The sequence below is a fragment of the Agarivorans sp. genome, assembly GCF_050295395.1.
In the GTDB taxonomy this organism is placed as follows: Bacteria; Pseudomonadota; Gammaproteobacteria; order Enterobacterales; family Celerinatantimonadaceae; genus Agarivorans.
Genome location: NZ_JBNKPP010000065.1, coordinates 1 through 10,149 on the forward strand (window position 1 = coordinate 1; position 10,149 = coordinate 10,149).

Annotated in this window: 11 protein-coding genes; 1 reads left to right on the forward strand and 10 read right to left on the reverse strand. The window is 43.9% G+C overall.

The genetic code is table 11. From position 1 onward, the window contains the following. The 10 genes from fnr to ACQY6Q_RS03835 all read right to left on the reverse strand — a co-directional run. A partial coding sequence (gene fnr, locus ACQY6Q_RS03790; RefSeq protein ID WP_427978054.1) for a fumarate/nitrate reduction transcriptional regulator Fnr occupies window positions 1-479 on the reverse strand: 479 nt, incomplete at its 3' end. 68 nt (window positions 480-547) lie between these two features. After that, window positions 548-1,210, reverse strand: coding sequence for a sulfite exporter TauE/SafE family protein (locus ACQY6Q_RS03795; protein ID WP_427978056.1), 663 nt, complete (start codon window positions 1,208-1,210; stop codon window positions 548-550). Next, window positions 1,197-1,376 (reverse strand): cbb3-type cytochrome oxidase assembly protein CcoS, encoded by a 180-nt coding sequence (gene ccoS, locus ACQY6Q_RS03800; RefSeq protein WP_427978058.1) that lies wholly within the window; start codon window positions 1,374-1,376, stop codon window positions 1,197-1,199. Before ccoS ends, ACQY6Q_RS03795 begins: the two co-directional genes overlap by 14 nt. Continuing rightward, window positions 1,373-3,760 (reverse strand): heavy metal translocating P-type ATPase, encoded by a 2,388-nt coding sequence (locus tag ACQY6Q_RS03805; protein ID WP_427978060.1) that lies wholly within the window; start codon window positions 3,758-3,760, stop codon window positions 1,373-1,375. Before ACQY6Q_RS03805 ends, ccoS begins: the two co-directional genes overlap by 4 nt. Beyond that, window positions 3,750-4,232 (reverse strand): FixH family protein, encoded by a 483-nt coding sequence (locus ACQY6Q_RS03810; RefSeq protein WP_427978062.1) that lies wholly within the window; start codon window positions 4,230-4,232, stop codon window positions 3,750-3,752. Before ACQY6Q_RS03810 ends, ACQY6Q_RS03805 begins: the two co-directional genes overlap by 11 nt. Before the next feature lie 82 nt (window positions 4,233-4,314). Next, window positions 4,315-5,283: a cytochrome-c oxidase, cbb3-type subunit III gene (gene ccoP, locus ACQY6Q_RS03815; RefSeq protein ID WP_427978065.1), complete on the reverse strand. Its 969-nt coding sequence runs from the start codon at window positions 5,281-5,283 to the stop codon at window positions 4,315-4,317. Next, window positions 5,280-5,462 carry a cbb3-type cytochrome oxidase subunit 3 gene (locus ACQY6Q_RS03820; RefSeq protein WP_055731660.1) on the reverse strand — a complete coding sequence of 61 codons (183 nt, stop codon included), beginning with the start codon at window positions 5,460-5,462 and terminating at the stop codon, window positions 5,280-5,282. Before ACQY6Q_RS03820 ends, ccoP begins: the two co-directional genes overlap by 4 nt. Window positions 5,463-5,473: 11 nt before the next feature. Continuing rightward, window positions 5,474-6,076, reverse strand: coding sequence for a cytochrome-c oxidase, cbb3-type subunit II (gene ccoO, locus ACQY6Q_RS03825; protein ID WP_427978067.1), 603 nt, complete (start codon window positions 6,074-6,076; stop codon window positions 5,474-5,476). A 1-nt stretch (window position 6,077) separates the two neighbouring features. Next, a complete protein-coding gene (ccoN, locus tag ACQY6Q_RS03830; RefSeq protein ID WP_427978069.1) occupies window positions 6,078-7,511 on the reverse strand; it encodes a cytochrome-c oxidase, cbb3-type subunit I in 1,434 nt (477 codons plus the stop codon). Between the two features lie 644 nt (window positions 7,512-8,155). After that, a complete protein-coding gene (locus ACQY6Q_RS03835) occupies window positions 8,156-8,512 on the reverse strand; it encodes a YibL family ribosome-associated protein (protein ID WP_427978072.1) in 357 nt (118 codons plus the stop codon). A 192-nt stretch (window positions 8,513-8,704) separates the two neighbouring features. Between ACQY6Q_RS03835 and ACQY6Q_RS03840 the strand changes: the two genes are divergently transcribed. Beyond that, window positions 8,705-9,997 carry a tyrosine-type recombinase/integrase gene (locus ACQY6Q_RS03840; RefSeq protein WP_427978074.1) on the forward strand — a complete coding sequence of 431 codons (1,293 nt, stop codon included), beginning with the start codon at window positions 8,705-8,707 and terminating at the stop codon, window positions 9,995-9,997. Window positions 9,998-10,149: the final 152 nt, after the last annotated feature.

Consider the following 10,149-nt stretch of genomic DNA (forward strand, 5'->3'; position numbering starts at 1 on the left):
AATAGGATCATCTCTTGGTCTGCGACGATCTCGTTACTCATAAGGCGCAACATTTGGCGACGTAGTTTAGGCATTGACGCGGATAGTTCATCCATAATGTCAAAGGGGATCTCGCACACCATAGAGGTTTCTAAAGCTTGAGCAAAGCTAGGATGCTCTTGAGTGTGAATGGCGTCAAACCCCACTAAATCACCCGCTAAATGAAAGCCAGTAATCTGTTCGTCACCTTGCTCGGTGATGGTATACGATTTAATCGTACCAGAGCGAATGGCATAAAGGCTTTTAAGCTTATCGCCAGCGGCAAAAATTTCTTCGCCTTTTTGGATAGGTTTTTTACGTTCGATAATACTGTCTAGTCTATCCAGCTCGGTCTCGTTTAACGAGAAGGGGATACACAACTGGGCAATACTGCAATCTTGGCAGTGAATTTCACATCCGCCCGTTTGGATTCGTTGGCTGGCTTTTGGATTAATGCTCATACTCAAACTATGCTATAGGAGTTCGCGCCAATTCTAACCCTAATATAAAAAACTTTCTAGCCTTATTGCTACAACAATGTAACAACTTGGTACATACCTAAAGCTAATACCATTAGACCCGAGCCTATTTGCAGCCAACGGTTCCCCATAACTTTGCTAAGTTGTTGACCTAAAAGAACTGTTGCCAGCATTACGCTGAAGGTGCCCAAACCAAAGCAAAACATAATCGCCGCCCCCTCAAACCAATTAGCTTGACTGGCGCTAAGGGTAAGGTTGGAATAAACCAAGCCGCAAGGTAGCCAGCCCCAAAGTAAGCCTAATGGAATACTGGATAAAGGATGTTGCACAGCTAATAAACGACTAGCGCGCGGCTGAATTCTTCGCCAAAGCCCTTTCCCTAGTGACTCTACCGGGTTAAGCACTGACCACCAACGAGTGAGATGGACCCCCAACAAAATCAGCATAATTGCGGCGAGCCACTGTAAAACAGACAACATGTAAGCCGAGCGGTGTACATTACTTATGGCTTGAATTGAACCGGCAACAATGGCACCGGCAATGCTGTAGCTAATAATACGCCCAAGGTTGAAACCAATACTTACCGCTAATTTAGACGAAGCGCTACTGGCCCTTTGCCCCAATACACAGGCAATACCACCACACATGGCTATACAGTGGCTAGCACCAAACAACCCGGTTATAAACGCCGCGGCGTAATCACTTTGGAACATTATTTTTACTTTTATCCGATGTTTGTTTTTTTTCATCAAATAAAATATTAACGCCGTGGCGGTCTAGGTCTTCAAACTGCTCGCTTCTAACAGCCCAAAAGAAGATGCCAATACCTACGGCAACAAATAACAATGCGATTGGTATTAAAACGAAAATAATGCTCATCGTTTATTTAGCCTTAAAGAGTTAGTTAGTACCGCAAGTGACGATAATGACATACCAATGGCTGCCATATAAGGGGTCACTATACCTGCTATCGCTAAGGGTAGAATTAACGCATTGTAACCAAGCGCCCAGGCCAAATTTTGCCTGATGATACGTTTGGTCTTTTTAGCGAGTTCTATTGCCTCAACTAAGGTGTTCAATTTTGTACCTAACAATACCGCGTCAGCACTCGATTTTGCAATGTCGGTACCCAATCCCATTGCTACGGATAACGGCGCAGCCGCTAATACTGGGCCATCGTTAACTCCATCGCCCAACATCATAAGCTGAGGGGTTGTTTTGGTCCGCTCTCTTACAAACGCTAGTTTTTGCTGCGGCAGGGCTCCACTCACAATTTGGCTAATACCCAATTGCTCTGCCACATAGGGGACTTGCGCAGAATCATCTCCAGTGAGCATAATTAAGTCGATGTGTTTTTTACGAAGAGCTTGGCTGAACGCTACGGCATCGTCTTTTAGCGTATCGGATAAATAAACCCGAGCTAACAGTTGTTGCTCGGCCATCAACTGCAACTCTAACATGCCTTGTTTTGCTACTGATGGCTGCTGACAAAACGCAGCTTTACCTAGTCTTAAAGATAAACCATCAACTACGCCACTGATCCCCATGCCCGTGTGATGTTCCACCTCAGTAGCATTCAGCTGCCGGTATTCAGCAAACGCTTGGGCAATCGGATGAGAACTCTGTTGCTCCAATGCACCGATTAGCTGCAGTAAATATGACTCAGAATACTCGCTATAAGACTCAAGTTGCTGTACCCGTAGGCGCCCCTGTGTGAGGGTGCCTGTTTTATCCGACACCACGGTAGTTACGCTGGCTAAATGCTCCAATACATGGCCACGTTTAACCAGTAAGCCATGTTTAGATAAGTTATGAGTAGCGGCGGTAAGTGCCGCGGGCGTAGCTAACGATAGGGCACAGGGGCAGGTGGCAACGAGTACCGCTAGAGTAATCCAAAATGCGTCGTCGGGAGATTGAAAATGCCAGAAGGTGTAGGTGAGCGAGGCAATAATCAATAAACCTAAAACAAAATAGCGTGCTACGGCGTCAGCGATGGTGGCTATTTTGGGCTTTTCACTTTGTGCCTGCTCTTGTAGCCGCAATATATTAGCAATAAAGGTATTCTGCGAAACTGCCTGCACTGCTAAGTGAATGGTTTGCTCATGATTTACCGTGCCAGCATAAACTTTATCACCCAATGTTTTTAAAATGGGTAGTGATTCACCGGTTAATGACGATTCGTCAAATTCACTTTCCCCCTTGATAACAATACCATCGGCGGGAACTAGTTCTCCTGGCAGAATAATAATGCTATCGCCGGTTTTTAATTTGCTGGCTGCTATTCGGTTCTGTTGACCGTCTGGTTCTATCTTTAAAGCTAACTTAGGCACTAGCTTGAGCATGTTTGAACTGGTTTCACTGGCCTTACGCCGAGCGCGTAGCTCCAATAAACGCCCTAGCAATAACAAAAACGTAAACATGGAAACCGATTCAAAATAGACTTCTCCGGTGCCTTTTACCGTGGCATACAGTGAGGCTCCATAAGCGCCCAACAGTGCAATAGACACCGGCACGTCCATGTTCAAGGTTTTTGCTTTCAAGCTGCGGTAAGCACCAAAATAGAAGGGCTGAGCCGAAAATATTAATACTGGCGTTGCCATAATCAGGCTCACCCAACGAAAATAGTCTCGATACAAGGTTTCCATTTCTTCGAAAAAGTCACCGTATAAGGCCACCGCAAACATCATCACTTGCATGGTGGCAAGACCAGCCACCCCCAGCTTAAGTAAGTGGCTACGATAAAGTTTTCGGTCTAGTTCTTCTTGTTTATCAGTTTGAAAGGGGCTGGCGTTATAGCCGAGCTTTTGAATGCTTTGCAATACTTGGCTGAGTTTGGTTTGGCTATCATCCCAAATTAAAGTTGCTCGCTGAGTGGTGGAGTTGACTTGAATTTTAATTACGCCAGGAATGCTGGAGACTTGCTTTTCGATTAACCAAGCACAAGCGGCACAGGCTATGCCTTCTATCGACAGTAACACTTCTTTTGAGTCGGCATTTTTGGCAACAAACTCAAGTTGAACATTTTCATCATCATAATCAAGCATTTTAACCAAGGCATCTGGCACTAGGCTCTGAGCGCTAGGCGCAGCTGCAGTACGATGTTGATAGTAGTCTTCTAAACCACTTTGTACGATGGTCTCGGCTACGGCAGCGCAGCCCTGGCAGCACATCGCTTGGTCTTTACCAAGTATATTAACCTGTAGTTCGACGCCTCTTGGGATCACTTCGTTACAATGAAAACAACGCTTGTTACTATTTGCCATCGATATGTTCTACATTGTACAGCGGTAGTTGCAATTCCTCTTGTAAACGCCAGCTATCATCCATAGGACTAATACGTAAAAACCAGCGACCATTTTCATTTAAATCATCCCCAAAACGATAGCGGCCGCTAGCATCGGCGGTAACCACATAGCTACGGTCATTTTGGGCTAAGGTTTTATGGGCAAGTTCAATTTTTAATGGCTGGTTTTTTTGTGCTTCAGGTAAGTCCATGCTTAACACTAAGCCTTGAGACGCAGGTAATACCTTGGCTTTAATGCCTAATTGTTCAGCGTGTTCAATTAAGGACAGATCCGCGTTAATCGCTTTACCTTTTTTATAATAAGATTCAACAACCATGTCGTTATTGGTAGAGCTGGCTAAATAAAAGGTATAGAGACTGGCAGTAACGGCTGCCATGGGAAGTGCAATTAAAAACCAGGGCCAAAATTGTTTATACCAAGCTTGTTGCATAAGTGATTACATCCATTCACAAAGAGAGCCTAAATATAACAAAAAAAGCGGCGCATTTGCGCCGCTTTTTTAAGATTTTAAACTATTCAGTTCTAGAAAGTTGATAAACATAAGCAGAAATAAGCTGGATTTTATCTTCTCCCAGAATATCCTTCCAAGCTGGCATCACGCCATTACGGCCGTAACGAATAGTTTCTTCAATGGCGCGGCGAGAACCGCCATACAACCAAATACCATTGGTAAGGTTAGGCGCACCAACTGCATAGCTACCGGTTCCATCGGCGCCGTGACAGGCCGCACAAACCACAAAGCGATTTTTACCGTTAGCCGCGTCAACTTCGTTAACCTTACGTCCAGATAGGCTTAATACATAAGCACTAACTTCGCGAATACCGTCATCACCCAAAGCAGCTTCCCAAGTCGGCATTTGACCTTGGCGACCATGCATAATGGTGGTTTTAATCGCATCACCACTTCCACCGTATAACCAATCGTTATCGGTAAGGTTAGGGAAGCCTTTACCACCACGAGCTGAAGAGCCGTGACACTGAGAACAGTTCTGTAGGTATAGACGTTGGCCAATGCGAATCGCATTTTCGTCTTCAGATAACTCTTCAACGCTGCGGTATTCGCCGTTCTCGTTGTAGGCCACTTGACGGAATACTTCGCCAAAACGCTCGTCTGCTTTAACAATTTCACGCTGATATTGGTTAGCTACGCTGCCGTCATAAGCGGCGACCAATTGTTCACCTTCGGCGATACTCTTAATGCTTTGTTCAGCACTCTTCCAACCTAAAAAGCCTTGCCAATTACCTAAACCAGGATAGGCCGCTAGGTAAACCAAGGAGAACACGATAGTGATGATAAACATGTACGACCACCATTTGGGAAGAGGGTTGTTTAACTCCTCAATTCCATCAAACTTGTGGCCCATTGATTCACCGTCTTTTACGCCGGTATTATTTTTTGTGCAAGCTCTTAGCAGTATGAAGCAACCAACAATACTGGCTAAGGTAATAACAGTAATCCACACGCTCCAAAATGTGCTCATTTTTTCTGTGCTCCTTCAAAGTCCTTTGTAGGGCTAGTTTTTGGTTCATCGGCAAAAACCAAATTGGCAGCCTCTGCAAAATCCTTTTTGCGCTTTTTGCTATATGCCCAAGCTATAATGCCGATGAAAATCGCCATTAGGAACGCAGTATATAGGCCACTAAATGTACCAAAGTCCATAAACTAACTCCTTATTTTAATGCTGTACCTAACACTTGTAAGTAAGCGATAAGCGCTTCCATTTCAGTTTTACCTTCAACGGCTTTTGCTGCGCCAGCGATATCTTCATCGGTGTAAGGAACACCAAAATGATTTTTAAATAGCGCAAGTTTATCGGCAGTTAGTGAACCATCTACCATGTTATCGGCTAACCAAGGAAAACCGGGCATGTTTGATTCAGGTACAACATCTCGTGGATTCATAAGGTGAACACGATGCCACTCGTCGGAGTAACGTTGTCCTACGCGGGCTAGATCTGGCCCGGTACGCTTAGAGCCCCATAAGAAGGGGTGTTCCCAAACACTTTCGCCCGCTACAGAGTAGTGGCCATAACGTTCGGTTTCAGCGCGAAAAGGACGAATCATTTGGCTGTGACAGTTACTACATCCCTCACGAATGTAGATATCACGACCTTCCATTTGTAGCGCAGTATAGGGTACTAAGCCGTCTACCGGCTCAGTGGTTTCAGGTTGGAAAATTAGCGGTGTAATTTGAACTAATCCACCAAAACTAATGGCAATAACAATGAAAATAGCCAGTAAACCAACATTTTTTTCAATTAACTCGTGCTTCATGTTATGCCTCCTGCGCCAGTTCAATTGCTTTTAACGAACCTTTCTCAGCAGTAATGGTTCTATAGGCGTTGTAAGCCATAACCAACATGCCGCTAAGGAAGAACAAACCACCAACAAAACGGACGAAGTAGAAGGGGTAAGAGGCTTGTAGAGACTCAACGAAAGAGTAAGTTAAGGTACCGTCTTCGTTTACCGCGCGCCACATCAAACCTTGCATCACACCTGAGATCCACATGGCTACGATGTAAAGAACAACACCAATGGTAGCTAACCAGAAGTGAGTATTAATCAGTTTTATGCTGTACATACGGTCTTGACCAAATAGCACAGGAACCAAGTGATAAATACTACCGATAGACACCATAGCAACCCAACCTAAGGCACCAGAGTGCACGTGGCCTACTGTCCAGTCGGTGTAGTGTGAAAGAGCGTTAACCGTTTTAATCGCCATCATCGGGCCTTCAAAGGTAGACATACCATAGAAAGACAAGGATACGATGAGGAAACGCAAAATAGGGTCGTAGCGTAATTTATGCCACGCACCAGACAAAGTCATAATACCGTTAATCATGCCACCCCAAGAAGGCGCAAACAAAATTAGCGACATCACCATACCTAAAGACTGAGCCCAATCAGGCAAAGCTGTGTAGTGTAGGTGGTGAGGACCTGCCCAAATGTAAATTGAAATCAGCGCCCAGAAGTGAACGATAGACAAACGGTAGCTATATACTGGGCGGCCAGCTTGTTTCGGTACGAAGTAGTACATCATGCCCAAGAAGCCAGCAGTTAATAAGAAACCTACCGCGTTATGGCCATACCACCACTGCACCATGGCATCTACTGCACCTGCATAGATAGAGTAAGACTTGGTCATGGTAAGTGGAATAGCGGCGTTGTTAACAATGTGCAGTACCGCAACGGTAATGATAAATGCACCGAAGAACCAGTTCGCAACGTAAATGTGCGAGGTTTTTCTTTTAACAATCGTGCCAAAAAATACGATCCCGTAGGCAACCCACACTACTGCAATTGCAATACCAATTGGCCATTCCAATTCAGCGTACTCTTTCGAGGTAGTAAAGCCCATGGGTAGGGTGATCGCCGCAGATAATATGATTAACTGCCATCCCCAAAATACAAATGAGGCAAGAGGACCACCAAATAAGCGGGTTTGACAGGTACGCTGTACCACGTAAAAAGAACAAGCCATTAATGCACTGGTACCAAATGCAAAAATAACGGCGTTAGTGTGGAGGGGGCGTAACCGGCTATAGGTTAGCCAAGGAGTATCGAAGTTTAGAGCAGGCCAAATTAATTGCGCAGCAATTAATACGCCAACACCCATGCCAACAATACCCCAAACAATGGTCATTACAGTAAACTGGCGTACAACTGTGTAGTTGTAATCAGTCTCCGTGCTAGCTGCTTGGTTCATAAATACATGCTTCCGTTGCTATTATTATTTGTTTAAGCGAGTTAAATGCAGGTGCATTAACAACATGAAACGAATTGTTAAACTACGTCTTCAGCAACATTAGATAAGTGCACGAGAATAGTAGCTTAACGGCGCGATCATACTTGATTGGTAGGGCAAATAACAGTTTGAAAAGCCCCTTATTTGCATAAGTTCGCTAAAAATTTAACAAAAAATTTCCAAGCGGGTAAGTGCATTGATCTAGATCAATTATGGTTGAAATTGTTACAAATTGGCAATCTCAATGACTCATTGATAACACCCGCTGTTAACACGGTGTTTTCCAGCTAGTGATACCAAGGATTCTTATCAGCTTTAAATGCAACAAAACAATGCTTTTGCAGCCACCCAAAGCAGGCAAATTGTAGTTTATTGTTAAAGGAGGGTTAATTCGCAGGAGGGCGAGCTTAGTAATAGCTGGTTAAGGCATAAAAATTAAATTTTTGTTAGCGCAGCGCTATTTGCATAAAAAATGATAGTGCTTAGTGTTGTTAAAGTGGCTTAAAACTGAAGCGCGTAGTGCAAGTAGTTAGCTAAGCATGTTAACTATAGGCGGTATAAGCTGCTGTTATTAACATGCTGAGTCAAACTGGAAGGGGAGAGTATTAAAATTCTTTACTGGCAAAGCCCGTCACTTCTTTTATGCCCATTTCGCGGCCCAATTTTGTCATGGGGTGTACCACCACTAAGCCCTTAACCGATTTTTTAAGTTTTCCCATGTCGGCCTGTTCTTGTTTAGTTAATGCGCGACTAAAGGGCAGGGAACTGAGATCCTTACCTTGTTGATTGAGTTGTTTATTGAGCTGTGCTTTAACGCTATCACGCTTTTTGCTTAGAGCATCGATAGTTTTATTAAATTGTTTAACCACATCAACATCACCACGTTCATGAGCAGCATTAAGTTTTCTTTTGGCTACATCCAATTTGTTATGAATGGTTTGCAGTTCGTTTTTTAAATTCATGTTGGTTCCTAAAGGTGTTGATGCGTGCTCATCGCAGAAGCTTAGCAGGCGCGAAGTATAGCAGCAAAATATAGCCACGTTTAGATTTGTTCTGTTTAACGCTTTTAACAGCTTCATTGCCGATAATGCTATTTATCGGCAATTGCTATATAGTAAGGTTATATTCATAAAAATCATTAGGTTAGTTTACTCATGTCTTATTTGTTGCCTCCGGCGATTCCCTTGTTTGATTCAATTCAACATCTAGAAGATGGCAATGCAGTGGTCAACCAACATTTAGCAGAGATAAGTTTAAGCGCAGTGCCTGATGCGGGTTATGTTTATGAATTTGCAGTTGATTGGTTATTAGAGCAACGCTTTAGCGAAAACAACTACAAAACTTACCGCAGTGAGCTAACCACATTTCTCCATTGGGCTTTTAACGTAGAGCAAATATCGCTTAGCGACATCACTCGGCGAGTATTAAGTCGCTACCTAGAATATTGCTGCCAGCCACCAGAAACATTAATTGCCTACAGAAATGTGGCGCAATTTATTACCGACAAGCAACTTAAAGAACGAGTGCCTAATCCGCTATGGCGACCGTTTCTAGGTAAAAAGATAGATGGTATTGAGCAAAACTATGTGATTAGCGAGAAAGCTTTAAAAACTAAGCTAGCCATTTTGTCGGCGTTTTATGCCTATTTAATTAACGAAGAATATACCGAGCGAAACCCAGCAATGGCCCTGATGAAAAACGGCCGTTTCAAGAATAACAGCCAACACCTGGTTAGTGGCGAAGATCAAGAAGACATTAAAGCCTTTAGTGATTTACAGTGGTCCTATGTTATGGCCGCCGCAAATCAATTAGCGGCGAGTTGTCCTGAAGAAAATGAGCGAATTCTGTTTTTAGTCAGCCTAATGTATAGCTGTTACTTAAGAATTTCTGAAGTTGCCGCCAAACCTGGCTTTTCGCCGATAATGGGCCAGTTTAAACGCGATACTAAAACCGGTGTTTGGGGATTTTACATTCCGCGCAGTAAAGGTGGAAAAAAGCGTAGCGTTGCCGTATCCAAACAATTGCTACTGGCGTTACAGCGTTACCGACAGTTTTTAGGCTTAGCACCGTTACCAACACCTAATGAGAAAACGCCACTATTTATAAGACACCGCGCACCAGGTCGTGGGCGCGACAGCGGGATCCTTAACGCCAACTTGGGTGTGCGACAATTACGCGAGCAAATTTACACAGTGATAGAACATGCCGCCAACTTAGCGCAACAAGATGGCTTTGAGCAGGATGCTAACGAAATGCGTCAATTAACGCCGCACAGCATTCGCCATACCGGAATATCTCACGATATTAATTTAGTTGGGCGGCCGCTAGCGCATGTACAAGCCGATGCCGGACATGACAGCATCGACACCACATCACAATATCTGCATACATCGCGAGTTGAACGGCATCAATCTGCAGAGAATAAGCCATTGGATCACTTAGCTTAATTCGTGTATTTCACCGACAATCACAGGCTAAACTTTCCAGATTAAACAGAATCAACCCATTGGGCGCATAATGTATATTATGTTAAATTGGATATATTGGTTTGTATATAAATCAATCCGTATGGCTTGGATATTCGCAGTGAGAATCAGAA

What these genes read in the sequence shown, in the direction of transcription:
- ACQY6Q_RS03795 (WP_427978056.1), bottom strand. Translation starts at nt 1,210, where the DNA reads ATGTTCCAAAGTGATTACGCCGCGGCGTTTATAACCGGGTTGTTTGGT.
- ccoS (WP_427978058.1), bottom strand. Translation starts at nt 1,376, where the DNA reads ATGAGCATTATTTTCGTTTTAATACCAATCGCATTGTTATTTGTTGCC.
- ACQY6Q_RS03805 (WP_427978060.1), bottom strand. Translation starts at nt 3,760, where the DNA reads ATGGCAAATAGTAACAAGCGTTGTTTTCATTGTAACGAAGTGATCCCA.
- ACQY6Q_RS03810 (WP_427978062.1), bottom strand. Translation starts at nt 4,232, where the DNA reads ATGCAACAAGCTTGGTATAAACAATTTTGGCCCTGGTTTTTAATTGCA.
- ccoP (WP_427978065.1), bottom strand. Translation starts at nt 5,283, where the DNA reads ATGAGCACATTTTGGAGCGTGTGGATTACTGTTATTACCTTAGCCAGT.
- ACQY6Q_RS03820 (WP_055731660.1), bottom strand. Translation starts at nt 5,462, where the DNA reads ATGGACTTTGGTACATTTAGTGGCCTATATACTGCGTTCCTAATGGCG.
- ccoO (WP_427978067.1), bottom strand. Translation starts at nt 6,076, where the DNA reads ATGAAGCACGAGTTAATTGAAAAAAATGTTGGTTTACTGGCTATTTTC.
- ccoN (WP_427978069.1), bottom strand. Translation starts at nt 7,511, where the DNA reads ATGAACCAAGCAGCTAGCACGGAGACTGATTACAACTACACAGTTGTA.
- ACQY6Q_RS03835 (WP_427978072.1), bottom strand. Translation starts at nt 8,512, where the DNA reads ATGAATTTAAAAAACGAACTGCAAACCATTCATAACAAATTGGATGTA.
- ACQY6Q_RS03840 (WP_427978074.1), top strand. Translation starts at nt 8,705, where the DNA reads ATGTCTTATTTGTTGCCTCCGGCGATTCCCTTGTTTGATTCAATTCAA.